Source organism: Humidesulfovibrio mexicanus, from assembly GCF_900188225.1.
Taxonomy (GTDB): Bacteria; Desulfobacterota; Desulfovibrionia; order Desulfovibrionales; family Desulfovibrionaceae; genus Humidesulfovibrio; species Humidesulfovibrio mexicanus.
Window position 1 is genome coordinate 58201 of sequence record NZ_FZOC01000008.1, and the last position, 25077, is coordinate 83277.

Genomic DNA, 25077 nt, shown 5'->3' on the forward strand with positions numbered 1-25077 from the left:
CGGACAGGCAAACGCGTGCCACTGTTCCCCCGCGCCGCGCACGGCCACAAGACATACCAATATTTCGATATGTTACGCACTCGCCACGCGGCGTTGCCCCACGGCATGGACGTTGCTCAGGCCCAAGACAAGGGCCCGGCCGGGTGGGCGAAACCCCGGCGCAACGCGTGGAGCAACGGCCATCAACCGTGGAGTGGATATGAACGACATGCAGAGGCGAGACATCTTGAAGGCCGGGGCCGTGCTCGGCGGGGCGGTCGCCCTGGGCAAGCTGGCCGCCGGTTCGGCCGTCCTGGCCGGGGAAACAGAGGCCAAGGCCGGGGCGCCGGCGGTGCTGGAGCGCGTGAAGCCCGCGCCCGGCGAGGACGTGCACATCCGCATGCAGCGCGAGCTGGTGCGCGCCATGAAGAAACCCCTGGCCGAACGGCGCTGGGGCATGGTCATCGACACGCGCAAATGCGTGGGCTGCCATTCCTGCACCGTGGGCTGCGTCATGGAGAATAAGCTGCCGCCCGGCGTCGTGTACCGCCCGGTCATCGACATGGAGAGCGGCGCCTACCCCAACGTCGGGCGCAAGTTCCTGCCGCGGCCCTGCATGCAGTGCGAAAATCCGCCCTGCGTGCCGGTCTGCCCGGTCAAGGCCACCTGGAAGCGCGCCGACGGCATCATCGTCATCGACTACGACGCCTGCATCGGCTGCCGCTACTGCATCACGGCCTGCCCCTACCAGGCGCGCACCTACGACTTCGGCCAGAACTTCAGCCAGAACGCCGCCAGCGGCAAGGACGGCGGCTTGGCGCTCGACACCGGCCGCAAGTACGAGAAGGAGCCGTCCTTCGAGTACGGCTCGACCTGGACCAGGGGCGAGGGCCTGCTCCCCAAGAGCCCGGTGGGCAACGCCCGCAAGTGCACGTTCTGCGCGCATCGGCTGGAGCACTACCAGCTGCCCATGTGCGTGAGCACGTGCATCGGCCGGTCCACCTTCTTCGGGGATATGAACGACCCGAAGTCGCTGGTCGCGGGCCTTGTCGCCCGCAACAACGCCGTCCTGCTCAAGGGTGAGCTCGGCACCGCCCCCAAGGTCTTCTACCTGGTCTAAGGAGGTCAGAATGAACGCCTCGTTCCTTGAAAATCTGCGACACGGCGACCGGGCGCGGCTGCTGAAAGGGCTGTGGCTCCTGGCCTTGGCCGTCGGCGCGCTGGGGCTGTTCCAGCGGCTATTCTACGGCGACCAGGCCGCCGGCTTCGGCAGCTACGTGCCCTGGGGGCTCTGGGTGGCCGCGTACACCTACTTCAGCGGCCTGGCCGCCGGGGCGTTCCTGCTCGCGGCGGGCATCAGGGTCTTCAACATCCGCGCCCTCGAACCCATCGCCAAGCTGTGCCTGTTTGCATCCTTCATCACTCTGGCCCTGGGGCTCATCACCATCGGCCTGGACCTGGGGCACATGGAGCGGGCGTTGCTGGTCCTCCTGCGGCCGCAGTTCCATTCCATGATGGCCTGGATGGTCTGGCTGTACACCGCCTACCTGATCCTGCTCGTACTCCTGCTGCGCCGCAGCCTGCGGCCCGGCCCGGCGGGTAGCGATGACGCCGGCAAGACGCCCGGCCTCATGCTCGCCGGCATCCCGCTGGTCATAGGCTTCGCTGGCGGCGTGGGCGCGCTCTTCGGCACCGTGGCGGCGCGCGAATACTGGCATTCCTCGCTGTTCCCGGTCTTCTTCCTGGCGGGAGCGCTGACCTCCGGCGCGGCGCTCGTGACCGCCCTGACGGCCTGGCTCTGGCCCGGCCGCGACGAGGCCTGGAAGGAGATGGTCCAACTGCTCGGTCGCATCGTCCTGGGCCTCGTGCTGCTGGAGTGCGTGCTGGAGTTCGCCGAGTTCACCATCCCAGCCTGGTACGGCGTGGGCTCCGGCTTCGAGCTGGTGTGGTACGTGCTGTTCGGGCCGTACTGGTATGTGTTCTGGATCTTCCACCTAGGCCTCGGCGTGGCCGTGCCCCTGTACCTGCTGGCCAGGCGGCCCGAGCCCAAGGACGTCGGCTTGGCCGCGGCGCTGGTGACCGTGATGTTCTTCGCCGTGCGCCTGAACCTCGTTATCCCCGGGCTCATCGTGCCCGAGCTGCGCGGCCTGGAGCAGGCCTACACCGACCCGGTGGGCGGCAAGCTCTCCTTCGCCTATTTGCCGAGCCTGTTCGAGTGGCAGATCCTCATCGGCGTCGTCGCCGTGGGCGTCGCCCTGTGGCTTGCGGGGACCAAGCGCTTCCCGAATGTCTTTCCCAGTCCCTCCCAATCCAGCGAGGTGAAGTCATGAGCGAAGAATCCAAGACCCAAGGGATGAGCCGCCGCGCGGCCCTCGGGGCCTGCGCAGCCCTGGCGGGCGGCGCCGCGCTGGGCGTGCTGGGCGGCTGCGCCAACCGCAAGGGGCTGGACGGCACCGCGCCGGGTCCCTACCCCATGGCCGAGGCCGAGAACATCATCCATACCAGCTGCCTGCAGTGCAACACGCAGTGCACGCTGAAGGTCAAGGTCCAGGATGGCCTGGTCGTCAAGATCGACGGCAATCCATACAGCCCGATGACGGTTCACCCGAATCTGCCCTACGATACGCCGCCGGCCGAAGCCGTGGCCGTGGACGGCGCGATCTGCCCCAAGGGCCAGGCCGGCGTCCAGACGCTCTATGACCCCTACCGGGTGCGCAAGGTCCTCAAGCGCACCGGACCGCGCGGCGCGAACAGGTGGAAGTCCATCCCCTTCGACCAGGCCATCAAGGAAATCTGCGACGGCGGCAAGCTCTTCGCCGACATCGGAGAGGACCGCGAAATCGCCGGGTTCAACAGCGTGGTGGCGCTGCGCGACGCCGCGCTGGCCAAGCAGCTCGCGGCCGACGTCGGCGCCATCCGCAAGGGCGAGATGACCGTGGACGAGTTCAAGGCCAAGAACGCCGCCCATCTCGGCAAGCTCCTTGACTCCGACCACCCGGACCTCGGCCCCAAGAACAACCAATTCGTCCTGCAGGGCGGCCGCATCAGCCCGGACCGCGACGTGATCACCAAGCGCTTCACCTTCGGGACGCTGGGCTCGGTCAACTGGTTCGGCCACACGACCATCTGCGAGCAGGCGCACCACGTGGCCTTCATGTATTCCCTGGCGCAGTGGCAGGAGAAGGACGACAAGTTCTCCTGGGCCAAGGGACCCAACCACATGAAGCCGGACTACACCCAGTCCGAGTTCGTCATCTTCTGGGGCACGGGCTTCAACGAGGCCAACTTCGGTCCCACCCCCATGAGCCCGCGCGTGTCCCAGGCCATCACCGACGGCAAGCTCAAAATCGCCGTCATCGACCCGCGCCTCTCCAAGAGCGCGGCCAAGGGCTGGTGGCTTCCCGTGCATCCGGGCGGCAACCTGGCCCTGGCCCTAGCCATGATCCAGTGGATCATCGCCGGCAAGCGCTATGACGAGGCCTTCCTGCGCAACGCCAACAAGGCCGCGGCAAAGGCCGGCGGCGAGAAGAGCTGGTCCAACGCCACTTGGTTGGTGAACACTGCAACGGGCAAGTTCCTGCGCGCCGCCGACGCCGGCGTCGGCACGGCCAACCAGTTCGTGGCCTTGGTCAACGGGGTTCCGGTGGCGGTGGATCCATCGGACGAGAAGAAGTCCGTGGTCGGCGACCTGGACGTGGCCGGCAGCGTGAAGGGAGTTGAGGTCGCGTCGAGCTTCCGAATGCTCAAGGATGCCGCCGCCGCGAAAAGCTTTGAGGAATATGCGCGCATAGCCGGGCTGGAGCCTGGGGAGATCGAGAAGCTCGCGCGGGAGTTCACGGCCCACGGCAAGAAGGCGGCCATCGACTTCTACCGCGGCCCCATCAAGACCACCTACGGCTACTACTCCGCCCAGGCCATCATCCTGCTCAACTTCCTCATCGGCAACGTGGACCATGTCGGCGGGTTCATGAAGGGCGGCGGGGCCTGGGACGGCTCCGGCGGCAAGCCGGACCAGCCTTTCCCCGTGGGCAAGATGCACCCGGGCGCGCTGGCGCATTTTGGCGTCAAGCTCACGCGGGAGGCCTCCGGTCCCTACGAGACCAGCACCCTGTTCAAGCGCGACGGCTATCCGGCAAAGCGGCCCTGGTTCCCCTTCACCGACGACGTGTACCAGGAGATAATCCCGGCGGCCAACGCGGGCTATCCGTACCCCATCAAGATCCTTTGGCTGCACTATGGCACGCCCGCCCTGGCCGCGCCCGCGGGTCATCTGCAGATCAAGATGCTCAAGGACACGGCGAAGTTCCCGCTCTTCATCGCCACCGACGTGGTCATCGGCGAGACGAGCATGTACGCGGACTACATCTTCCCGGACCTGTCCTACCTGGAGCGCTGGTCCAACCCCCTGGGCACGAGCCCGGTGGTCCTCTCGCAGATCAGCAAGTTCCGGCAGCCAGCCGCCGCGCCGGTCCCGGAGGTCGTCACGGTGGACGGCGAGGAGATGCCCATCAGCATCGAGTCGGTCATGATCTCCGTGGCCAAGCGCCTCGGGCTGTCCGGGTTCGGCAAGGACGCCTTCGGTCCCGGCCAGGGCCTGAACCGGCCCGAGGACTTCCACCTGAAGATGGTCGCCAACCTCGCCGCGGGCAACAAGGCCGGCGACGAGGCGCCCGAGGCCGACGACGCGGAGTTGGAGCTGCTGCGCAAGGCCCGCCGCCACCTGCCCAAGGCCGTCTTCGACGAGCAGAAGTGGCAGGCCGCCGTGGGGCCCCTCTGGCGGCGCGTGGTCTACCTGCTCAACCGCGGCGGCCGGTTCGAGAAGGCCTCGGGGGCCTATGACGAGGGCTTCGCCAAGCACGCCTACGGCAACCAACTGAACATCTACGTCGAGCCCGTGGCGGGCGGAAAGCACTCCGTACAGGGCAAGCGGTTGTCCGGCGTGCCGGTGTACGAGGAAATGGAGTCCTTCGACGGCAAGCCGGTGGCGTTTCCGGCGGAGTACGAGTTCGAGATGATCACCTACAAGGACATCCACGGCGGGCAGTCCAGGACCTCCGGCAACTACGCCGGGCACCTGGCGATCATGCCGGAGAACTTCGTCTTCCTGAACGAGCTCGACGCGAGCCGCCTGAAGCTGACTGACGGCGATGTGGTGCGCCTGGAAAGTCCCGGCTTCGGCGGCAGCTTCGAGATCGGCTCCGGCCAGGCCCCGGCCAGGGTCGAGGGCAAGCTGCGCGTCACGCAGGGCCTGCGGCCGGGCGTGGTGAGCGTGTCCTGGCACTATGGTCATTGGGCGTACGGCGCGCGCGACGTGGAGATCGATGGGCAGAGGATTCCCGGCGAACCCGTGCGCGGTAAGGGGCTGGTGACCAACGCCGCCAGCGCCGTGGACGGATACCTCAAGGACGTGTGCCTGACCGATCCCATCGCGGGCGACAGCGCGTTCACCGGCTCGCGGGTGAAGCTGGTCAAGGTGGCCTCGTCCAAGGGACCGCGCGCACCGCTGGCGGGCTGGGTTCCGGCCGGCTGGGCATCGCGCTGAAGGACCACGCGTTGAACCACGGGCGGGGCTCGGCGGTGGCGATGGCCGCTCCGGGTCCCGCCTTCTTCATTGCGCAGGGCTCCGCCGCAGCCGGTCGCCCACCTCAAAACGACATGTGGAGAGGTAGACATGTACAAACGAATCTGCGACTGAACGCACTGGCTTGGCTGGGGGTCGGCAATGGCGGAAAGCCCCGGACGCCCACGCTGCGCGGACAGCGGTGGGCGCTTGCCGGGAAAAACCTCTCGGGAGCAGCGATGACGACGGACTTTCTCTTGCGGATCGCCCTGGCCGGGGTTCTCGGCGCCCTGATCGGCATTGAGCGCCAGCTGCGGGCCAAGGAGGCCGGTCTGCGCACGCACGTCCTGGTGTGCATCGGCAGCGCCATGTTCATGATCGTCTCGAAGTACGGCTTCGGCGACATCCTGGCCGGGGAGCACATCGCCCTCGACCCCAGCCGCGTCTCGGCGCAGGTCGTCAGCGGCGTCGGGTTCCTGGGCGCGGGGACCATCCTGATCAACAAGCAGGTGGTCAAGGGCCTGACCACGGCGGCGGGGCTCTGGGTCACCGCCTCCATCGGCCTGGTGGTCGGCAGCGGCATGTACGAGATCGGGGTCTACGGCACGGTGATGACCCTCATCGTGCTGGAGGTGGTGCGCCAGCTGCGCGACAGGCTCATGGGCAGCCGCCATTTCATCGAGCTCTCCGTGCTGCCGGAAAGCGTCGCGGAGGTCTTCCTGGCGCTGCAGAAGCTGCATATCCGGCCGGGACCGCTGACGATCTCGCACTGCGACGGCGAGGCCACCTTCTGCGAGATGACCCTTGAGGTCACGCTCTCCGCACGGCAGAAGCCGGCGGGCATCTATCAGCAGCTGCTCACGGTGAAGGGCCTGCACAAGATCGAGGTGCGCTGAACCGCGCGACCCCGCAGCACACGCGCCGCGCCACGCCTGCAATCGCTGCCGGGAACGAGAGCCCCTCCGTCCGGGCAGTTCGAGACAACCGCCTCGACGGGCTGGCCTGCACGCCCAAAACGACACAGCAGATGTCGCCCAACGGTCGTTTTCTTGTTGGTATGCAAAATTCAACCACGATTTCAGGGCATGCGCCATGCCGCCGGCTGGATGGCATTCAAGTTGGCGCGCACAGAACGCATTGGCAGTGTCATGCTGTACATAAAACAAGCCAACAATTTGTACTTACACACTTTTTAATAAATCCATGAGGCGGGGTGCGGGGGCGGGACCCCTTGATCTTTCCGAACCCTGTCAACCTGCTTATTTTGTCCTTTTCCCGGCCCAAAACATGCCTTTTTTGTCCGACCTAAAAACCACTGGTATCCTTGCGGAATTTGCGATGGGCAGCCCGCCCGTTGCGCAACCGTAAGGAGCCCCCATGCCTCAGCCCTCACTGCTTTCCATCAAGCGCGACGCGCAGGGCCGCATCGCAGAACGCACTCTGAACTTCGGCAGCGAGGCCGAAATTCGGCACTACGCCTATGATTCCGCCGGACGCCTCGCCCGCGTCACCGATGGCACCGGCGGTCTGCTGGAGTCCTACCAGTACGACCACGAGGGCCGACGCCTCGCCGACATCAACCCGCAGCGCTTCCGCGGCGAGCGGCGCTAGAGCTATAACCCGGGCGACCGGTTGGGGCAGGCCGGTGCCACTCAATACGGCCACGACAAGGCGGGCTTCCGCAACCTGAAGCTCGAAGGCGGCCGCGAGACGAGATACCACTACGAGCCCGGCGGCCTGCTCATGGGCGTGGACCTGCCCGACGGCAGGCGCATCGACTACGCCTACGATGCCGACGGGTTGCGGCGCGAGAAGCGCATCAACGGGCGGCTGGTCGAGGCTTATCGTTGGCTCGATCCGCTGCGTCTTTCGGAATTCCACGATGAACGCGAGTGGTGGCGGCTGGCATACCTTGAGGGCCGGACGCCCGTTGGTGTGACGAACGGCGACGACTCGTACTTGCTGCTCTGCGACCAAGTGGGCACGCCGTTGGCCCTTGCCACCACGGATGGTCATGTTGTACAGACGATGCAATACGACAGCTTCGGAAACCTGTTGCAGGTGCGGGGTGACGTGGTGCGCCTGCCCATCGGCTTCGCGGGCGGGCTCTTTGACGCCGACACCGGCCTGACGCGCTTCGGCTGGCGCGACTACGACGCCGACACCGGCCGCTTCACGGCGCTTGACCCCATGGGCGCAAAAGGCGGCGACAGCGACTGGTACGGCTATTGCGTGGATGATCCGGTGAACCGGGTGGATGCGTGGGGGCTGGATTGGGGTTGGGCTGACGTTGCCTCCTATGGTTCAACCATTGCGACAGAAGCACTCAAGCAGGCGAAAGTCATCGGCACGAAGGTCGCCACAGGCGTTGGAATTCTCACCGCTCCGCTTGGCGACATGCTCGACCCGACACCGGTCAATGATGTTTACGAGGAGAGCAAAGAGTACTGGGACCAGTGGGGCAAGGAGCCCGAGGACTTACGGAATCGCCATTAGATTTTACAGGGAGCATGCTGATGGACTGGACAAACGTCGCCTTCATGGGCGGGATAGCCGCCATGCTTATCGCTGCGGTGGCGTTCATCGAACGCAGAAGAGCGGCGGGGAAGCCAATTCGTGATGCGTATTCCTTCCGAGCAGTCCAGCAGGTGGTCGGCGGTGGCATTCTCGGCGCCAGCGCCATTGCCGCTCTGACCTATGCTGTCACTGGCTCCGCAGATACGGCTCTCGGCCTGGGCGGCATCATCGCCGGCGTGGTTCTCCTCGGTGGCCTGCGTGGCTTCTTCAGCGAATTCCTGCGCAAACGAGATGGAGCAAAGAGTCTGGACAAACCATAGCCGCGATTACCAAGGCATGTCCCATTTGAAAGCAAACGGGGCGGGGAGCGCACAAACTCCCCGCCCCGTCGTCGTTTTGGGATACGCCCGGCCGGGTGTTACATTTCTCCCCTTGACCGGGGGGCGGGGGCGGGACCCCTGTTTTTTGTTACTTCGGAACCTTCAGTCCCAGGGCCTTGGCCACGCCCGCGCCGTAGGCCGGGTCGGCCTTGGCGCAGTTGCCGATGTGCCGGAGCTTGATCTCCTTGGGCGCATCGCCCATGGCCCGTGCGGTGTTCTCGAAGAGTTCCTGCTGCTGCTTCTTGCTCATGAGCCGGAAGAGCTCGCCCGGCTGGGAATAGTAGTCGGCGTCGTCCTCGCGCGCGTTCCAGTGCTTGGCCGCGCCGGAGAGCTCCAGCTGCGGCTCGTGGTATTCGGGCTGCTCCTGCCATTCTCCGTAGCTGTTGGGCTCGTAGGCCAGCGTGCTGCCGTGGTTGCCGTCCACGCGCATGGACCCGTCGCGGTGGTAGCTGTGGAAGGGGCAGCGGGCCATGTTGACGGGGATGAGGTGGTGGTTCACGCCCAGGCGGTAGCGCTGGGCGTCGCCGTAGGAGAAGAGCCGCCCCTGCAGCATCTTGTCCGGCGAGAAGGAGATGCCGGGCACCACGTTGGCCGGGTTGAAGGCGGCCTGCTCCACCTCGGCGAAGTAGTTTTCCGGGTTCCTGTTCAGTTCAAGCACGCCCACTTCCATGAGCGGCGCGTCCTTGTGCTTCCATACCTTTGTGAGGTCGAAGGGGTGGTAGGGCAGGGCCTTGGCCTGCTTGTCGGTAAGCACCTGCACGAACAGGGTCCAGCGGGGGAAGTCGCCCCGCTCTATGGCGTCGTAGAGGTCGCGCTGGTGGCTTTCGCGGCACTTGCCCACCAGGGCCTCGGCCTCGGCGTCGGTAAGGTTCTTGATGCCCTGCTGGGTGCGCAGGTGGAACTTGCACCAGAAGCGCTCGTTCTTTTTGTTGATGAAGCTGAAGGTGTGGCTGCCGAAGCCGTGCATGTGCCGGTAGCTGGCCGGTATGCCGCGGTCGCTCATGACCACGGTGACCTGGTGCAGGGCCTCAGGCAGGCTGGACCAGAAGTCCCAGTTGTTCTTGGCGCTGCGCAGGTTTGTGCGCGGGTCGCGCTTCACCGCGTGGTTCAGGTCCGGGAACTTGAGGGGATCGCGCAGGAAGAACACCGGCGTGTTGTTGCCCACCAGGTCCCAGTTGCCCTCCTCTGTATAAAACTTGATGGCGAAGCCGCGGATGTCGCGCTCGGCGTCGGCCGCGCCGCGCTCGCCCGCCACCGTGGAGAAGCGCACGAACAGGTCGGTCTTCTTGCCGATCTTGCCGAAGATCTTGGCGCGCGTGTATTTGGTGATGTCGTGGGTGACGGTGAAGACCCCGTAGGCTCCGGAGCCCTTGGCGTGCATCCTGCGCTCGGGAATCACCTCGCGGTCGAAATGCGCAAGTTTCTCCAGGAACCAGACATCCTGCAAAAGCTGTGGGCCGCGCGACCCGGCGGTGAGCACGTTCTGGTTGTCCGGCACGGGCGCGCCAGCGTTGGTGGTCAGCTTCTTCTTGACCATGCTTTCCTCCGTTTCCGCCAGAGGCGGGCTGTTTCCGGGAATTACGCAGGTACATAGCATACGTGTTGCGGAATACAAGTTGTCGTCTCAGGAGAAGACTCTTTGTTTGGATAATTATTATCCATAGAGAGTCGCTCCTGTCAACTGGCGTCCGCAGCAGGGCCACGCATTTGGGCTGCGGGAACAGCGCCTGGGGGATCGCCTCGCATGGCCGAGGCCGTGGAGTATTGTGTCTGCGCACAGGCGAAAGGTCCCCAATCGGCCATGCGGATGCATGACCGTCCGGAGGCTTCATGGCGGGGCACGGGCCGTGGCCCTTTGGTGGGAGCAGGGGGCGAGAGGGCCCCCTGCGGTTCGTTTCGGGTGCTATGCCCCGGCGCCGGGCAGGGCGAAGCCCTTGGTGGTGCCGCCGGTGGAGGAAGGCGTTCCCGCGATGCGCGAGAGGTAGGAATCGCCGAGGTTCTGGATGTGCCCGGCAACGTTGTCGAAGTGGTTGAAGTGCACCTGCTCCTCGTCGATGATGGTCTGGAAGAGGGTGGTGCTGATGTTGTCGCCGCAGTCGCGGCAGACCTGCAGGAACTGGTTGTACGCGTCGATGGTGTCGTCTTCGAGCTTGGAGTCGAAGGGGAAGATGGTGCGCACGTCCTGTCCCTTGATGACCGTGCCGTCGCCTGCGGTCACGGGTTCTCCGCCCAGTTCCTTGATGCGCTCGGCGAACATCTCTGCGTGGCGCATTTCGTCGATGGCGATGAGCTTCATGTTGGCGGCCATTTCGCCATAGTCCATGCTGTCCAGGTTGTAGTGCTGGTTCATGTACTGGGTGATGGCGGTGAGCTCCATGGCGCGCGCCTTGTTCAGGACATCAAGCACCTTGGCCTTGCGTTTTTCTCTGCTTTCAACTGCCATGACTGGCACCTCCGGGTATGTTGAGGGTCGGTCCACAGGGTTTCCACTCCCTGTCACTTTAGGGCAAAGCGCAGGGCGAGGCAAGGCTTGAGGGGGAGAGCTTAGGACCGTGCGCGGCAGGCCGGGCAGAGCCCGAAGAGGTCGAAGCGGTGGGAACTGACGGCGAAGCCGCTCTGCTTTGCGATGCGGGACGCCAGTGCGTCTACTTCGTCATCTGGGCAGGGCGGGTCGGTGATGCTGCCGCAGCGGGTGCAGATGAGGTGCGGGTGCGGGCGCGGGTGGCGACCGTCGTAGCGGCTGCCGAGTTCGCCGAAGCCCAGCTCCAGCACCTCGCCCAGCTGCTTCAGCAGGTGGATGGTCTTGTACACCGTGGCCAGGCTGGTGGTGGGGAATTCGGCAAGGATGGCCGTGTGCAGTTGCTCCACGCTGGGGTGGTCGTCGCGTTCCAGCAGCTGCCGCACGATGGCGACGCGCTGCGGCGTGAGCCTGTGCCCGGCCTTGCGCAGGCGCTGGAGCAGCTCGTCAAGGCGTGTGGCGGCGCAGGTGTTCATGTTTTTAAGTGTACGGCAGCGGACAGCGGCGGGCAAGGGGGCAAAAAAAAGCCGGAGCACTGATGCTCCGGCCTTTTTTGCCGACAACAGATGGCACCGCCTACTTTGCGTAGCCCACGGCGCGCTTTTCGCGGATGACCGTGACCCGGATCTGGCCGGGGTAGGTCATGTTGCTTTCGATTTTGGAGGCGATGTCCTTGACCAGCAGGTAGGTCTGTTCGTCGGGCACGCGCTCGGCGTCCACCATCACCCGCACCTCGCGTCCGGCCTGGATGGCGTAAGCCTTGCTGACGCCGCCGAAGCTGGTGGCGATGCCTTCCAGCTCCTCCAGGCGCTTGACGTAGTTCTCCAGGAGCTCCTTGCGGGCGCCGGGCCGCGCGCCGGAGAGGCTGTCCGCCGCCTGGACCAGGGTGGCGATGGCGGTCTGCGGGGGCACATCCTCGTGGTGGGCCTGGATGGCGTGCACGATGTCCTGGCTTTCGCCGTGTTTCTTGGCCAAGTCCGCGCCGATGACGGCGTGGGGGCCTTCGATCTCATGGTCCACGGCCTTGCCCAGGTCGTGCAGCAGGCCTGCGCGCTTGGCCATCTTTTCGTCCAGGCCCAGCTCCGCGGCCATGATGCCGCAGAGGAAGGCCACCTCGATGGAGTGCTGGAGCACGTTCTGGGAGTAGCTGGTGCGGTAGTGCAGCTGGCCCAGCAGCTTGACGAGCTCCGGATGGATGCCGTGCACGCCCACGTCGAAGGTGGCCTGCTCGCCGATTTCGCGCAGCTTCACGTCCATTTCCTGCTCCACCTTGCGCACGATGTCCTCGATGCGCGCGGGGTGGATGCGGCCGTCGTGGATGAGGCGCTCAAGGGCCTGCTTGGCCACCTCGCGCCGCAGGGGGCTGTAGGCCGAAAGGACCACGGTTTCGGGCGTGTCGTCGATGATGAGGTCGACGCCTGTGGCGGCCTCAAGGGCGCGGATGTTCCTGCCCTCGCGGCCGATGATGCGGCCTTTCATCTCCTCGCTGGGCAGGGGCACGGCGGTGACGGTCTGCTCGGAAACGTAGTCGCCCGCGTAGCGCTGTATGGCCAGGGAGAGGATTTCCTTGGCCTTCTTGCCCGCCACTTCCTTGGCCTCGGTCTCGATGTTGCGGATCATGCGCGCGGCCTCGTGGCGCGTGCGCGACTCCACCTCGGTCATGAGGCGTTCCTTGGCCTCCTCCACGGTGAGGCCGGAGATTTCCTGCAGCTTGCGCTCGTGGATGTCGTGGGCGGCGTCCAGGGCCTCCTGCTTTTCAGCCAGGCTCTTTTCCTGCTTGATGAGCCGCTTTTCCAGCTCCACCACGCCGGATTCCTTCTGGGCCACCTTTTCGAGTTTGCTTTCCAGGCGCTCTTCCTTCTCCTGCAGGCGGCCCTGTTCGCGCTTCAGGGTCTGCTCGCGGTCCTTGTACTCGCGCTCCTGCTCCTTCTTGAGGGCGAAAATTTCGTCCTGGGCTTGCAGCCTGGCCTCCTTGCGGGTGGCCTCGGCCTCCTTCCTTGCCTCTTCCACGATGCGTTCAGCCAGGTCGCTTGCGTCCTGGTTGCGTTTTTTGGAAAGGTAGCTGTTGAGATAGTAGCCGCCCGCGAGGCCGATGATGAGCGCCAGGCCATCGAGGGCGATGAGCAACAGGATTGAATCAGACATGCGCTGCTCCTTGCCGGTTATGTTGACAGGCCATGCTGGCCTGATGCGCGCCGGCGGGCGAAAACGCCAGCCAAGCTCGTGCGTGAACCGTTTGGGGCAGGTGTCTTGGAGAGGAGGGTGGACTTTTGTCCGTTGCGGAAAATACAAACAGCCGCCGGGGCCATTTAGCCCCGGGGCGCCGTGTTGCTCTTGGAGTTTTGAACCTCGTTTAACGAGGTGGGGTCCTCCGTCTCTCCGTCAGGCTGCCCGCTCCAGGGCGGGTGTGCACACGGGAGGGAACTGGCGGATCCCGTTTAATGCGTATTGGCTCAAGAACTCAAAAACAATCACGAACTCCCCAGGGGTTTTGCCGCTGTTCGTATGCGCAAGGCTGCATTATCCAGCCTGTTATCGCCTCTCCAAGAGCTCCTGCATTCGGGCCTCAAGGGCCGCAAGCTTCCGCCTCGTTTCGAGATAGTCGTCCGCCATCCCAAGGGCCAGAAGCGTGAGCAGTTTCTCCCTGCTTATGTACCGTCCGCCCTTGCTCAACTCGGAGAAACGTTCTTCGAGCAGGGCCTGGGCAACCTGGATGCGTTCAAAGTCCGCATCCGTCTTGAAGGAAATTTCAAGACCGTTGACCGTTATGGTGTAGCTCGGCATGGCGTTCTACGGTCTACTGCCCGCCGAGGGTCGCCTGCACCTTCGTCAGAAGGGCCTCGATGCGGTCCTGCACTTCCTTCCGTTTTCCGGCCTCGGCTTCAAGCTGTCCAGCCAGGGTCAGATTTTCCTCTTCCAACTGCCGAACACGCGTCATGAGTTCCTCAAATCGCGCTTCCAGCCTTTCGATAAGTTCCATGGTTTTGTTCTAACGCTTCCGGCGGGCGAAATCAAGGTTTCTTGCCCCGCCCCTCAAGATTGATCTGCTTGGAGCGGGCCACGCCCAACGCCCTGTCCGGAACGTCTTTTGTAATCACGGAACCGGCGCCGACAAGGGCGTTTTCCCCCACGCGCACCGGGGCCACAAGGGCCGTATTGCTGCCGATGAACGCGCCCGCGCCGATGTCGGTTTTGTGTTTGCGCGCGCCATCGTAGTTGCAGGTGATGGTGCCCGCGCCGATGTTGGCGCCCGCGCCAACCTCCGCATCGCCCAGGTAGGAGAGATGCCCTGCCTTGGCCCCAGACCCGAGCACGGCCTTTTTCATCTCCACGAAGTTGCCCACATGCGCGCGTTCGCACAGCTCCGCACCGGGCCGCAGCCTGGCGAAGGGCCCGCAGTCGCTGCCTGGGGCAAGGCGGGCCTGCTCCAGGTGGCTGTGCTCGCGGACGGTGCTTCCGGCTTCGAGCACGCTGTCCGTGAGTTGGCTGAACGCTCCCACCCGCGCCCCGCTGGCAATCCTGCTTGCGCCGAGCACGCGGCAAGGGCCGATGAGCTCCGCCCCTGGCTCCACCTGCGCTTGCGGTCCCACCACGATGCTGTCCGGGTGGTGCAGGATGACGCCGGATTTGAGCAAGCGCGACACGATGCGCCCGCGCAGGCGTTCCTCGGCCTGGGCCAGCTCCAGGGGCGAGTTGACGCCGAGTAGGTCCAGGGCGTTGTCGCGCCGGTGCGCGCGCACGGCCAACCCGGCGGCCAGGCCGTTGGCCACCAGATCGGTGATGTAATACTCCCCGGCGCGGTTGGCGCTGGTGAGCGAAAAGAGCGCGGCTTCCACCGCCGCCACGGAAAGGCAGAACACCCCGGTATTTACCTCGCCGGTGTCGGTCCCGTGCCGCGCGGGGTCGAAGTCCTTGGCCTCGACAATGCCGGTCACCCGCCCGTCCGCTCCGCGCAGCACCCGGCCGAAGGAGCCGGCATCGGGCAGCACGGTGGTCAAAAACGCGATGTCCGCGCCCTCGCGCACAAAGCCCAGAAGGTCGTCCAGGTCCTGGGGGCAGAGCAGGGGGGCGTCTGCGTTCAGCACAAGGCAGTGCGCCGCGCCGCTTTGGCGCACGGCGTCCCAGGCGCATTGCAGGGCGTGGCCGGTGCCTTTCTGCTCCTCCTGGAGCACAAAGCCCTGGGCCAGGTCCGGGTGCGTGGCGCGGACCAGTTCGTGCCCGTGGCCGACCACGGTCAGCACATGCGCGGCCACCGAGGCGGCGGTCCTGGCCACGTGGGCGAGCATGGTGTCTCCCAGCAGGGTCTGCAGGGCCTTGGGCCGGTCGGAATGCATACGCGTGCCCTTGCCTGCGGCAAGGATGACGGCGACGGTGTTCGGGTTGGGCATGGGGACTCCTGTGGAAGCCGTGATGTCTGCGGCGCTTTTCGCATTATTTCAAAAAAAAGAAAAGGCAGGCCGGAACGAGTCCGGCCTGCCGTGGTTGTGGTGGTGCCTTGCGCCGTAACCGGCCGTGCTAGCAGGTGCCAGCCTTTTCGCCGGAATTGCGGCAGCTCATGCGGGCCAGGGCTCGACGCAGCGCGGCCTGGGCGCGCGCATGGTCGATCTTCTCCTGGGCGCGCTGGAGGCGCTGCTGGGCGCGCTCCTGAGCCTTGCGGGCGCGTTCCAGATCGATATCCGTCGCCTTTTCCGCCGCCTCGGCCAGGACGGTGACCTTCTCGGGGCTGACCTCGGCAAATCCCCCGGACACAAAGACGTAGTGGATCTTGCCCTCGTCCTTGTAGTACAGGTTGCCGATGCCCAGCGCGGACAGGAAGGGGATGTGGTTCGGCAACACACCGAACTCGCCCAGCGCGCCGGGAGCGCCGACGTAGTCAACGTCCTGCGAGAGGACCTTGCGGTCAGGCGTCACGATTTCAAGCAGCAGCTTTTTGGACATGGCGTCCTACCTATCCCTGCTTGGCCTTTTCAATGGCCTCGTTGATGTCGCCAACCATGTAGAAGGCGCTCTCCGGGATCTCGTCGTGCTTGCCGTCGATGATCTCCTTGAAGCCCTTGATGGTGTCTTCAAGCTTGACGTAGCGGCCGGGCTTGCCGGTGAAGGCTTCGGCCACGTGGAACGGCTGGGACAGGAAGCGCTGGATGCGGCGGGCGCGGCCGACGAGGAGCTTGTCGTCGTCGGAGAGCTCGTCCATGCCCAGAATGGCGATGATGTCCTGCAGTTCCTTGTACTTCTGGAGGATCTGCTGCACGGCGCGGGCGACGGAGTAGTGCTCCACGCCCAGAACCAGCGGGTCAAGGATGCGGCTGGTGGAGTCCAGCGGGTCCACCGCGGGATAGATGCCCAGCTCGGCGATCTGGCGGGAAAGCACGAGGGTGCCGTCCAGGTGCGAGAAGGTCGTGGCCGGGGCGGGGTCGGTCAAGTCGTCTGCGGGCACGTACACGGCCTGCACCGAGGTGATGGAACCCTTGGTGGTGGAGGTGATGCGCTCCTGCAGTTCGCCGAGGTCGGTGCCGAGCGTGGGCTGGTAACCCACCGCGGAGGGCATGCGGCCGAGCAGCGCGGACACTTCCGAACCCGCCTGGGTGAAGCGGAAGATGTTGTCGATGAACAGCAGCACGTCCTGGCCGTCGGCATCGCGGAAGTTCTCAGCGATGGTGAGGCCGGTGAGGGCCACGCGGGCACGGGCTCCCGGGGGCTCGTTCATCTGCCCGTACACCAAGGCGGCTTTGTCCAGAATGCCGGCGTCCTTGAACTCGTGGTAGAGGTCGTTGCCCTCGCGGGTGCGCTCACCCACGCCGGCGAAGACCGACAGACCGCCGTGGTGCTTGGCGATGTTGTTGATCATCTCCATGAGAATAACGGTCTTGCCCACGCCGGCGCCGCCGAAGAGGCCCATCTTGCCGCCCTTGGGGAAGGGGATCAGGAGGTCCACGACCTTGATGCCGGTCTCAAGCACTTCGACCTTGGTGTTCTGGTCCACGAAGGGCGGAGCGGAGCGGTGGATGGACATGTGCTTGTCGGTGTTGATCGGGCCCATTTCGTCCACGGGACGGCCGACAACGTTGATGATGCGGCCCAGGGCCGGAAGGCCGACGGGCACCTGGATGGAGTCGCCGGTGTCGGTGGCGGCCATGCCGCGGACCAGACCCTCGGTGGCGTCCATGGCGATGGTCCGGACCACGTTGTTGCCCAGGTGCTGGGCGACTTCGCAGATCAGGTCCGGAGCATCGGTGTTGTTCGGATTGTTGATTTGCAGCGCGCTCAGGATCTGAGGCAGCTGTCCCTCAGGAAATTCGACGTCCACGACGGCGCCGATAACCTGAACGATTTTCCCTACGTTCGCACTCATTTTCTTTCGCCCCCTTGATTATCCTTTCAGCGCCTCAGCGCCGCCGACGATATCCATAAGGTCCCTGGTGATGGCGGCCTGACGGGTCTTGTTGAACAGAAGCGTCAGGCTGCCGATCATGTCGTCGCAGGCGCGCGTGGCGTTGTCCATGGCGCTCATGCGGGCGGCATGTTCGCTGGCGGACGTGTCGAGCATTCCACGGTACACCTGCACCTTCACGAAGCGGGGAAGGAGTTCGGCCAGAAGACCCTCGACCGAGGGCTCGTACACGTACTCCTTGCCGGAGGGCTTCGACTCGCCAGCAGGTGCGCCGCTGATGGGCAGCACCGTCTGGGTCACCGGAACCTGCCGGGCCATGCTGATGAACTCGCCGTAGCAGAGGACCACTTCATCCAGCGTGCCGTCCAGGAAGGAGCTGATGATCTCTCCTCCCAGCTTGCTGGCCAGGGTGAAGTCGAAGTGGTTCATGACATCGCCATACTGGACGACGATTTCATGCTCCGCCTTGCGGATGGCGTCACGGCCCTTCTTGCCCACGCAGTAGAACTTCACGCCCAGGCCCTCGGCCTTCTTTTCACGGGCCAGCTTGAGGGCGGCCTTGATGATGTTGGCGTTGAAGCTGCCGCACAGTCCGCGGTCGGAAGTGACGATGACGATGCCTACGGTCTTTTTGTCCTCGCGCTTGGCCAAAAGCGGATGGACCGACTCATCCGCCCCGGCGGCAAGATCACCAAGCATTTCGTTGAACTTCTGCGCGTACGGCTTGAACCGCTCGATGCGGCTCTGGGCGTTGCGCAGCTTCGCCGAGGCCACCATGTTCATGGCCTTGGTGATCTGCTTGGTCTTCTTGACCGCGCCTATTTTTGTTTTGACATCCCTCAGGGAAGCCATTGCACCCTCCTGCGCCGGTTAGGCGCGGAAGCCCTTCTTGAACTCTTCGATGGCGGCCTTCAGACGGCCTTCGAGGTCGGCGTCCAGGGCTTTCTTCTCGATGATGTCCTTCATGATGTCGGCCTTGGAGTTGCGCAGGAATTCAAGCATTTCGGTCTCGAACTTGCGCACGGCGTCCAGGGGCACCTCGTCCATGAAGCCGCGGGTGCCGGCGTAGAGGCTGACCACCTGCTCCTGGGCGGGCATGGGCTGGTACTGGGGCTGCTTCAAGAGCTCCACCAGGCGGGCGCCGCGGTTCAGCTTCTGCTGCGTGGCCTTGTCCAGGTCGGAGCCGAACTGCGCGAAGGCGGCGAGCTCGCGGTACTGGGCGAGGTCGAGTCGCAGGGTGCCGGCGACCTGCTTCATGGCCTTGATCTGGGCGGCGCCGCCCACGCGGCTGACCGAGAGGCCGACGTTGATGGCCGGGCGGATGCCGGCGTTGAACAGCGCGGGCTCCAGGTACACCTGGCCGTCGGTGATGGAGATGACGTTGGTCGGAATGTACGCGGACACGTCGCCGGCCTGGGTCTCAATGATAGGCAGGGCGGTCAGCGAACCGGCGCCGAGGCTGTCGTTCACCTTGCAGGCGCGCTCCAGCAGGCGGGAGTGCAGGTAGAACACGTCGCCGGGGAAGGCTTCGCGTCCGGGGGGGCGGCGCAGCAGCAGCGACATCTGGCGGTAGGCCACGGCCTGCTTGGACAGGTCGTCGTAGATGATCAGCGCGTGCTGGCCCGAGTCGCGGTAGTACTCGGCCATGGTGCAGCCGGAGTACGCGCCGATGAACTGCAGGGGCGCGGGCTCGGAGGCGGTGGCCGAAATGATGGTGGTGTAGTCCATGGCGCCATAGCGGCGCAGGGTGTCGGCCACCAGGGCGACGGTGGCCTTCTTCTGGCCGATGGCCACGTAGAAGCACTTCACGTCGCCGCCCTTCTGGGCGAGGATGGCGTCGATGCAGACCGCGGTCTTGCCGACCTGGCGGTCGCCGATGACCAGTTCGCGCTGGCCGCGGCCGACCGGGGTCATGGCGTCGATGGCCTTGAGGCCGGTCATCATGGGCTGGTGGACGCTCTTACGGGCGATGATGCCGGGGGCCTTCAGCTCCACCGGGCGGGTCTCCTTGGCCTGGATGGGGCCGAGACCGTCGATGGGGTTGCCCAGGGGGTCGATGACGCGGCCGAGCACGGCCTCGCCGACGGGCACGGAGAAGATCTGGCCGGTGCGCTTGACCGGGTCGCCCTCTTTGATGTCGGTGCAGTCGCCCAGAAGCGCGACGCCGACGTTGTCCTCTTCGAGGTTGAGCACCATGCCCTTGAGGCCGCCGGGGAACTCCAGGAGCTCCATGGCCATGGCGTTCTTGACGCCATGCACGCGGGCGATGCCGTCACCGACGTAGAGCACGGTGCCGGTCTCGCTCATTTCCACGCGGGACTCGTAATTCTGGATTTGTCCCTCAATGATTTTGCTGATTTCTTCCGCTTTGATCTGCATGGCCCTACTCACCCCTCTTGATGGTTTCTTTCAAAATGTTCAGCTGAGCGCGCAGGCTGGCGTCAAGCACGGAGTCCCCGATCTGCAGCACCACACCGCCCAAAATCTCGGCGTTGGTGTCGAACCCGAGGACCAGCTTCTTGCCGGTCTGCTTCTCAAGCCGTTCTTTCAATTCCACCTTCCGGGTATCGGAAAGCGCGACGGCGGTGACGAGCTTGCCGGACACGATGCCGTTTTTCTCGTCAAGCATGGCGCCGAAGTCTTCCGCGATCTCAGGCAGGGAGACCAGGCGGTTCTTGTCGGCAAGCAGGCTCGCGAAGTTCACCATGGTCTGCGTAAGACCCAGCGCATCCGTTATCTGCTTGAGAACAGCCTTCTTCTCCTCGACGCTGAAGACCGGGTTCTTGAAGAACCGCAAGGCCTCCGGCGACTCCGCCAATGCCCCAGCCAGCCCGGCAAGCTGCTTCCCATAGGCCTCAAGCTCGGCATCGCCTTGCTTCATGCCCACGGCGAACAGCGCCTTGGCGTACCTGCGCGCGACGATGTTCCCGCTCAATTGAGCACCACCTTTGTTAAGTATTCATCCACGAGGCGCTCATGATCCTTCTCGGTGAGCTTCTCGCGCACGATCTTTGTCGCCTGCTCGATGACCTGGTCGGCGATTTCGCCGCGCACCCGGTCAAAGGCCGCGCGCGCCTCGTTCTCGGCGCTGGTCACGGCCTGGGCCTTCATGGCCTCGGCGTCCTTGTGGGCCTTTTCGAGGATGGCGGCCTTGATGGCGTCGCCCTGGGTCTTGGCCTCGGCCAGGATGGCGGCCCGTTCCTGCTCCAGGTTGCGGATGCCCGTCTCCACGTCCTTGAGCTTCTTTTCGGCCTCGACCTTGCGCAGCTCAAGATCCTCAAGATCCTTCCTGATCTGCGTGCGGCGACCGCCGAAGAAGGCCGCGGCCTTGGCCCCGGCGAACTTGTAGAGCAGGAAGATGAAGATGACGAAGTTCAGGATGCGCCAGCCGAAGTTGGCCCAGGGCAGCCCGTGATCCTCGCCCGCTTCCCCGCCGCTGGCGTAGGCCAGCGCCGTGAACGCAAGAACGCCGATCAAGGTCAGTACTGTGTGCCGTGCAACTTTCAAGGTGTTCCCCCTCCTTCTGCCTGTGGGCTTAGGCCGCGCCAAGGATCTTGGCTGTGGCCTTCTGCGCGAATGTCTCCACGTCGGCGGAAAGGGCCTTCTTGGCGCCAGCCACCTGCGCGGCGATTTCGTCCTGGTTCGCCTTCATGGTCGCAGCCACTTCCTTGCCGGCCGCGGCCATGATCAGCTGTTCCTCTCCCGCGCCTTCTGCGCGCAGCTGCTTGCGCAGTTCAAGCCCCTGCTGACGCGCGGTGTCCAGGGCCTGCTGGTAGCTTTTCAGCTTTTCGTCGGCGCTGGAGTTGAAGTTTTCGATGCTGGCCGTCTGATCGGCCATGAGCGTGTTGCGCTCCTTGATCTTTTCCCGAATGGGACGGATCAGGAACACGTTCAGCCCCGCCACCGTGACCAGAAAATTGACCAGCTGAATCGCGAACGTTTTGTCGAGATCTATCATAGACGGCCCCCAGCGCTTTGGAATTGGGATTGTGAAATTTGGTCCAAAGTCAGAGGGGACTTACACTACCGCCTTGGCCCTGTCAAAGCCTTTTTTCTATTTTTCGGGTTCTTGAGCCCTTGCAATATGCCGAAATTGTAGGGGTATTGTGCAAGGCGCCGAATTTGCGGAACCGCAGCCCTGCTTTGTGAAATCTGTGCCATGCTCCGGGCGGGTGTGGCGGCCTGGCCGCGGGAAAGGGCTCAGGTTTGTTTGAAGAGATAGCGCCGCATGGACACGTTGAGCACGAGTCCGAGCAGGCAGAAGTTCACCACGGTGGCGCTGCCGCCGTAGCTGATGAAGGGCAGGGGCACGCCGACCACGGGCATGAGCCCCATGACCATGCCCATGTTGATGAGGATTTGCCAGAAGAAATAGAAGAACACCCCGGCGGCCAGGTAGCTGCCGTACGGGTCCTTGGCGTCGCGGGCCACCACGGCGAGCTGGTAGAGGAAAGCGCAAAAGACCGAGAGCAGCACGGTCATGCCGAAGAATCCCCACTCCTCCCCGAACACGGCCACGGCGAAGTCCGTGTGCTTTTCGGGCAGGAAGCGCAGCTGGCTTTGCGTGCCGCCCAGAAACCCCTTGCCGAACACTCTGCCCGAACCCACGGCGATTTCCGACTGCAGGATGTGGTACCCGGAGCCAAGCGGGTCGGTGGCGGGGTCGAGGAAGGCGAGGATGCGGCGCTTCTGGTAGTCCTTGAGCACGAACCAGAACAGCGGCATGACCAACGGAACCAGCACGCAGAGCGTGCGGAACAGCCACGGCTGCACGCCGCGGTACAGCACCAGACCGCCGAGCAGCAGCAGCACCAGCATTCCCGTGCCCAGGTCCGGCTGCTTGATGATGAGCAGGGCGGGGAGCAGGCCCAGTCCGAGGACCGAGGCGAGTTCCTTGAGATGCAAGCGCTCGGAGTCTTCGGAAAGCAGCCGCGCGCCCAGCAGCAGCATCGCGAACTTGGCCAGCTCGCTGGGCTGGAGGTTGAACAGGCCCAGATCGAGCCAGCGCCGCGCGCCAAGCACGGTCTTGCCCGCTATGGGCACGGCCAGCAGCAGCAGCAGCGTCACCGTATACAGCGGCCAAGCCGCGGCGTGCAGGCGGCGGTAGTCGAAGGCCATGAACACCGCCATGCCGAGCAGGCCCATGGCGCCCCAGATGAGCTGCTTCTGGTAGTAGTTCTCCACCTGAACCCCCACGTCAAGCCGCACTCCGCTCGCCGAATACAGGTTCAGCACGCCGATGGCGAACAGCGCGGCCATGAGGCCCGCCAGCTTCCAGTTCACATGGTAGAAGACCCGCCGGTCGATGGGGCTCACTGGGGGGCCTCCTGCTCGCTCGGCCCTGGCCGGAGGGGCTCCTGCGCCGGGCGGTCACCGCCAAAGCTTGGCGGCATGGGCTGCGGCGGCTCGGGGAACTGGGTCTCCACGGCCTCCAGCCTGGCGGCCGGGCTTTCGGCCGGACTTTCCGCGCCGGCGATGTCCTGCGGCGGCAGTTCGCGCTTGCCCAGGAACAGGGCGTTGAGCATGGCCTTGACCACCGGTCCCGCGCCCGAGGCGCCGTGCATTCCGTGCTCCACCATGGCCACCACCACGTAGCGCTTGCCGCCCTGTTCGCCGAATCCGGCCATCCAGGCGTGGTCGCGGTACTTGTAGGGCACGCTGTCGCCCATGCGCCGCAGCTCTTCCGTCAGGCGCACCACCTGCGCGCTGCCGGTCTTTGCGCCCACCACGACGCCCGGAGTGAGCACCCTGTGGCAGGTGCCGCGCGGATCCTCAACCGTGGCCACCATGGCCTGCTTCACCAGTTCGGCCTGCTGCGGGGTAAGGGGGATTTGGCCGGTGACGGTCGCGGGCTCGCCCTTTATGAGCGAGGGCTTGAGCAGTTTGCCGCCGTTGAGCACCGCGGCGATGTACCGGGCCACCTGCAGCGGCGAGGTGACGGTGTAGCCCTGGCCGATGGACATGTTCAAGTCTTCGCCCTTGGTCCAGCGCACCCCGAAGCGCTTGAGCTTCCACTCGCGGCTGGCGATGAGCCCGCCTTTTTCGTGCGGCAGGTCGATGCCGGTGGGCGAGCCGAAGCCGCAGGCCTTGGCGAATGCGCTCATGCGGTCCACGCCGAGCTTCATGCCCAGGCGGTAGAAATACACGTCGCAGCTTTCCACCAGGGCGCGGCGCATGTCCACGGTGCCGTGGCCGGAGTGTTTCCAGCAGCGGAACACGTGGCTGCCCAGGGCCACCTCGCCCGTACAGGTCACGGTGTCCTTGGGGTCAACAACGCCGTAGTGCAGTCCGGCGGCCGCGATGATCAGCTTGAACACCGATCCCGGCGGGTACACGCTTTGGGTGGCGCGGTTTTGCAACGGGTGCAGGGGATCGTCGCGCAGTTGGGCCCACTGGGCGCTGGAAAGCCCGTTGGTGAACATGTTGCTGTCGTAGCTGGGCTCGGAGACAAGGGCGTGCACCTCGCCGGAGTCGGGGTCCATGACGATGACCGCGCCGCTCTTGCCCTCCAGCATCTTGTGCCCCAACTGCTGCAGGCCCAGGTCGATGGACAGGAACACCTCCTCGCCGGCCTTGGGCTCGCCTTGCTGCTCCTCAGAGAGCCTGCGGCCCGTGACATCGACCTCGATGAGCCGCTTGCCCTTGGCCCCGCGCAGACGGGAGTCGAGCCGGTTCTCCAGCCCCTGCTTGCCCACGAAGTCGCCCAGGGAAAGCGTGGGGTCCGCCTGCATCTCGGACTCGTTGGCCTCGGAAACGTAGCCCAGGACGTGGGAAAGCAGGTGTCCGTAATTGTACTTGCGCCGCGTGCGGGAGAGGATTTCGAGCCCCGGCCAGCGCACGCTCATGCCCTCGATCTTGGCGATGGTCTCGAAATTCAGGTCCGGCACCAGCACCAGCGGCTCGAAGCTTTTCACCTTGGGCTTGTTGCGGGCGTAGATTTCCTGCAGGCGCTCCAGCGGAATGTCCGTGAGCTCGGACACCTTGGCCAGGGTTGCGGGAATGTCGTCGCAGTCCTCGCGCACCAGCCCCAGGGCGAAGGCGGGCTCGTTGACGGCGAGCAGTTCGCCGTTTCTGTCGCGCAGAAAGCCGCGCGGGGCGAAGAGGTATTCGATGCGCAGCTGGTTGTTGCGGCTTTTTTCCGTGAACACGGGCCCAAGGTGGATTTGCAGATACCAGAGGCGCACCAGGAACAGGCAGAACAGCCCCAGCACCAGGAACTGGAGCAGCGTGGCCCCGTGGCGGGGCATGTTCTGGCTGGAGCCGCTAAGCAGGTTCTTCATCGCGCTTCAGGCGTTCCGGAAACAGGTTGGACGCCGTGTACCACAGCGCCGGGTAGAGCGCCGTCTGCAGCAGACACTCAAGCAGCACCCGGTTCAGGGGGAAGGCGCGCAGCTCCAGCACGGCCATGAGGTAGAGGAGCAGGAAGTGCGCCGCGCCCAAGGCCAGGCCGATGAGCGCCTGGAACTGGAAGCTGTCCGGGTCGAGCAGCCAGCGGCCCAGGGTGAGCAGGGAGAACAGGGTGAAATACCATAGAATGCCATAGCCGAAGGCCAGCCCGCCCGCGCCCTCCTGAATGGCCATCCAGACGATGGCCAGGATCACGGTGACGGCGGGCCGTTGCCAGCGCAGGCTTATGGCCATGCCCGGAGCGAAAAAGTCCACCCCTGGGACCAGCGCCTGTCCCCATATGCCGCAGACGGTAAAAAGCGTCCACCACAGCGCGGCGAGCATG

General features: G+C 64.9%; 23 protein-coding genes, 1 other RNA gene and 1 pseudogene. 7 read left to right on the top strand and 18 right to left on the bottom strand.

Going from position 1 to position 25077, the window contains the following annotated elements; all coding sequences use genetic code 11:
- Nucleotides 1–199 precede the first annotated feature (199 nt).
- The 7 genes and pseudogenes from CHB73_RS14490 (at nucleotide 200) to CHB73_RS14520 (ending at nucleotide 8376) form a co-directional block, all read left to right on the top strand.
- Nucleotides 200–1099, top strand: a complete 900-nt coding sequence (locus tag CHB73_RS14490; protein ID WP_235641620.1) for a 4Fe-4S dicluster domain-containing protein — start codon at nucleotides 200–202, stop codon at nucleotides 1097–1099.
- Between the two features lie 10 nt (nucleotides 1100–1109).
- Complete coding sequence (nrfD, locus tag CHB73_RS14495; RefSeq protein ID WP_089275324.1) at nucleotides 1110–2309, top strand: NrfD/PsrC family molybdoenzyme membrane anchor subunit; 1200 nt, start codon at nucleotides 1110–1112, stop codon at nucleotides 2307–2309.
- A complete protein-coding gene (locus CHB73_RS14500) occupies nucleotides 2306–5521 on the top strand; it encodes a molybdopterin-dependent oxidoreductase (RefSeq protein ID WP_089275325.1) in 3216 nt (1071 codons plus the stop codon). The genes nrfD and CHB73_RS14500 overlap by 4 nt, the downstream gene beginning before the upstream one ends.
- Before the next feature lie 257 nt (nucleotides 5522–5778).
- Nucleotides 5779–6435 (top strand): MgtC/SapB family protein, encoded by a 657-nt coding sequence (locus CHB73_RS14505; RefSeq protein ID WP_089275326.1) that lies wholly within the window; start codon nucleotides 5779–5781, stop codon nucleotides 6433–6435.
- 481 nt (nucleotides 6436–6916) lie between these two features.
- Entirely contained in the window at nucleotides 6917–7150 is a 234-nt protein-coding gene (locus CHB73_RS14510; protein ID WP_089275327.1) for an RHS repeat domain-containing protein, read from the top strand.
- Between the two features lie 15 nt (nucleotides 7151–7165).
- Nucleotides 7166–8035: pseudogene (locus CHB73_RS14515) on the top strand (RHS repeat-associated core domain-containing protein); the annotation flags it as partial.
- Between the two features lie 14 nt (nucleotides 8036–8049).
- Nucleotides 8050–8376, top strand: coding sequence for a hypothetical protein (locus CHB73_RS14520; RefSeq protein WP_179217072.1), 327 nt, complete (start codon nucleotides 8050–8052; stop codon nucleotides 8374–8376).
- A 148-nt stretch (nucleotides 8377–8524) separates the two neighbouring features.
- Here the strand turns inward: CHB73_RS14520 and CHB73_RS14525 are convergent, their stop codons facing one another.
- From CHB73_RS14525 to CHB73_RS14610, 18 genes are all read right to left on the bottom strand, one after another.
- Entirely contained in the window at nucleotides 8525–9973 is a 1449-nt protein-coding gene (locus tag CHB73_RS14525; protein ID WP_089275330.1) for a catalase, read from the bottom strand.
- A gap of 366 nt (nucleotides 9974–10339) precedes the next feature.
- Entirely contained in the window at nucleotides 10340–10879 is a 540-nt protein-coding gene (locus CHB73_RS14530; RefSeq protein WP_089275331.1) for a bacterioferritin, read from the bottom strand.
- Between the two features lie 101 nt (nucleotides 10880–10980).
- A complete protein-coding gene (locus CHB73_RS14535) occupies nucleotides 10981–11430 on the bottom strand; it encodes a Fur family transcriptional regulator (protein WP_089275421.1) in 450 nt (149 codons plus the stop codon).
- 100 nt (nucleotides 11431–11530) lie between these two features.
- Entirely contained in the window at nucleotides 11531–13099 is a 1569-nt protein-coding gene (gene rny / locus CHB73_RS14540; protein ID WP_089275332.1) for a ribonuclease Y, read from the bottom strand.
- A 163-nt stretch (nucleotides 13100–13262) separates the two neighbouring features.
- A non-coding RNA gene (ssrS, locus tag CHB73_RS14545) (6S RNA) lies at nucleotides 13263–13446 on the bottom strand.
- A gap of 40 nt (nucleotides 13447–13486) precedes the next feature.
- Nucleotides 13487–13738 (bottom strand): cell division protein ZapA, encoded by a 252-nt coding sequence (locus CHB73_RS14550; RefSeq protein ID WP_089275333.1) that lies wholly within the window; start codon nucleotides 13736–13738, stop codon nucleotides 13487–13489.
- Nucleotides 13739–13751: 13 nt separating this feature from the next.
- Entirely contained in the window at nucleotides 13752–13934 is a 183-nt protein-coding gene (locus tag CHB73_RS14555) for a hypothetical protein (protein WP_089275334.1), read from the bottom strand.
- A gap of 31 nt (nucleotides 13935–13965) precedes the next feature.
- Nucleotides 13966–15342, bottom strand: coding sequence for a bifunctional UDP-N-acetylglucosamine diphosphorylase/glucosamine-1-phosphate N-acetyltransferase GlmU (glmU, locus tag CHB73_RS14560; protein WP_089275335.1), 1377 nt, complete (start codon nucleotides 15340–15342; stop codon nucleotides 13966–13968).
- A gap of 127 nt (nucleotides 15343–15469) precedes the next feature.
- Nucleotides 15470–15892: a F0F1 ATP synthase subunit epsilon gene (locus CHB73_RS14565; RefSeq protein ID WP_089275336.1), complete on the bottom strand. Its 423-nt coding sequence runs from the start codon at nucleotides 15890–15892 to the stop codon at nucleotides 15470–15472.
- A 10-nt stretch (nucleotides 15893–15902) separates the two neighbouring features.
- Nucleotides 15903–17306: a F0F1 ATP synthase subunit beta gene (gene atpD / locus CHB73_RS14570; RefSeq protein ID WP_089275337.1), complete on the bottom strand. Its 1404-nt coding sequence runs from the start codon at nucleotides 17304–17306 to the stop codon at nucleotides 15903–15905.
- Between the two features lie 18 nt (nucleotides 17307–17324).
- Entirely contained in the window at nucleotides 17325–18197 is an 873-nt protein-coding gene (locus CHB73_RS14575; protein WP_089275338.1) for a F0F1 ATP synthase subunit gamma, read from the bottom strand.
- An 18-nt stretch (nucleotides 18198–18215) separates the two neighbouring features.
- Nucleotides 18216–19724 carry a F0F1 ATP synthase subunit alpha gene (gene atpA / locus CHB73_RS14580; RefSeq protein WP_089275339.1) on the bottom strand — a complete coding sequence of 503 codons (1509 nt, stop codon included), beginning with the start codon at nucleotides 19722–19724 and terminating at the stop codon, nucleotides 18216–18218.
- 4 nt (nucleotides 19725–19728) lie between these two features.
- Entirely contained in the window at nucleotides 19729–20280 is a 552-nt protein-coding gene (atpH, locus tag CHB73_RS14585; protein ID WP_089275340.1) for an ATP synthase F1 subunit delta, read from the bottom strand.
- A complete protein-coding gene (gene atpF, locus CHB73_RS14590) occupies nucleotides 20277–20822 on the bottom strand; it encodes a F0F1 ATP synthase subunit B (RefSeq protein WP_235641621.1) in 546 nt (181 codons plus the stop codon). Before atpF ends, atpH begins: the two co-directional genes overlap by 4 nt.
- A 58-nt stretch (nucleotides 20823–20880) precedes the next feature.
- Nucleotides 20881–21303 (bottom strand): ATP synthase F0 subunit B, encoded by a 423-nt coding sequence (locus tag CHB73_RS14595; protein WP_089275341.1) that lies wholly within the window; start codon nucleotides 21301–21303, stop codon nucleotides 20881–20883.
- 242 nt (nucleotides 21304–21545) lie between these two features.
- Nucleotides 21546–22661, bottom strand: a complete 1116-nt coding sequence (gene rodA, locus CHB73_RS14600) for a rod shape-determining protein RodA (RefSeq protein WP_089275342.1) — start codon at nucleotides 22659–22661, stop codon at nucleotides 21546–21548.
- A complete protein-coding gene (mrdA, locus tag CHB73_RS14605) occupies nucleotides 22658–24625 on the bottom strand; it encodes a penicillin-binding protein 2 (protein WP_089275343.1) in 1968 nt (655 codons plus the stop codon). The genes rodA and mrdA overlap by 4 nt, the downstream gene beginning before the upstream one ends.
- Nucleotides 24609–25076: a hypothetical protein gene (locus CHB73_RS14610; RefSeq protein WP_089275344.1), complete on the bottom strand. Its 468-nt coding sequence runs from the start codon at nucleotides 25074–25076 to the stop codon at nucleotides 24609–24611. Before CHB73_RS14610 ends, mrdA begins: the two co-directional genes overlap by 17 nt.
- Nucleotide 25077 lies beyond the last annotated feature (1 nt).

Bases quoted from the DNA above. Each gene is read 5' to 3' on its own strand.
- CHB73_RS14510 (WP_089275327.1), top strand. From the start codon at position 6,917: ATGCCTCAGCCCTCACTGCTTTCCATCAAGCGCGACGCGCAGGGCCGC.
- CHB73_RS14555 (WP_089275334.1), bottom strand. From the start codon at position 13,934: ATGGAACTTATCGAAAGGCTGGAAGCGCGATTTGAGGAACTCATGACG.
- CHB73_RS14575 (WP_089275338.1), bottom strand. From the start codon at position 18,197: ATGGCTTCCCTGAGGGATGTCAAAACAAAAATAGGCGCGGTCAAGAAG.
- CHB73_RS14535 (WP_089275421.1), bottom strand. From the start codon at position 11,430: ATGAACACCTGCGCCGCCACACGCCTTGACGAGCTGCTCCAGCGCCTG.
- glmU (WP_089275335.1), bottom strand. From the start codon at position 15,342: ATGCCCAACCCGAACACCGTCGCCGTCATCCTTGCCGCAGGCAAGGGC.
- nrfD (WP_089275324.1), top strand. From the start codon at position 1,110: ATGAACGCCTCGTTCCTTGAAAATCTGCGACACGGCGACCGGGCGCGG.
- CHB73_RS14610 (WP_089275344.1), bottom strand. From the start codon at position 25,076: ATGCTCGCCGCGCTGTGGTGGACGCTTTTTACCGTCTGCGGCATATGG.
- CHB73_RS14550 (WP_089275333.1), bottom strand. From the start codon at position 13,738: ATGCCGAGCTACACCATAACGGTCAACGGTCTTGAAATTTCCTTCAAG.
- CHB73_RS14500 (WP_089275325.1), top strand. From the start codon at position 2,306: ATGAGCGAAGAATCCAAGACCCAAGGGATGAGCCGCCGCGCGGCCCTC.
- mrdA (WP_089275343.1), bottom strand. From the start codon at position 24,625: ATGAAGAACCTGCTTAGCGGCTCCAGCCAGAACATGCCCCGCCACGGG.
- CHB73_RS14525 (WP_089275330.1), bottom strand. From the start codon at position 9,973: ATGGTCAAGAAGAAGCTGACCACCAACGCTGGCGCGCCCGTGCCGGAC.
- atpA (WP_089275339.1), bottom strand. From the start codon at position 19,724: ATGCAGATCAAAGCGGAAGAAATCAGCAAAATCATTGAGGGACAAATC.
- atpD (WP_089275337.1), bottom strand. From the start codon at position 17,306: ATGAGTGCGAACGTAGGGAAAATCGTTCAGGTTATCGGCGCCGTCGTG.
- CHB73_RS14530 (WP_089275331.1), bottom strand. From the start codon at position 10,879: ATGGCAGTTGAAAGCAGAGAAAAACGCAAGGCCAAGGTGCTTGATGTC.
- rny (WP_089275332.1), bottom strand. From the start codon at position 13,099: ATGTCTGATTCAATCCTGTTGCTCATCGCCCTCGATGGCCTGGCGCTC.
- CHB73_RS14490 (WP_235641620.1), top strand. From the start codon at position 200: ATGAACGACATGCAGAGGCGAGACATCTTGAAGGCCGGGGCCGTGCTC.
- CHB73_RS14520 (WP_179217072.1), top strand. From the start codon at position 8,050: ATGCTGATGGACTGGACAAACGTCGCCTTCATGGGCGGGATAGCCGCC.
- CHB73_RS14505 (WP_089275326.1), top strand. From the start codon at position 5,779: ATGACGACGGACTTTCTCTTGCGGATCGCCCTGGCCGGGGTTCTCGGC.
- CHB73_RS14565 (WP_089275336.1), bottom strand. From the start codon at position 15,892: ATGTCCAAAAAGCTGCTGCTTGAAATCGTGACGCCTGACCGCAAGGTC.
- CHB73_RS14595 (WP_089275341.1), bottom strand. From the start codon at position 21,303: ATGATAGATCTCGACAAAACGTTCGCGATTCAGCTGGTCAATTTTCTG.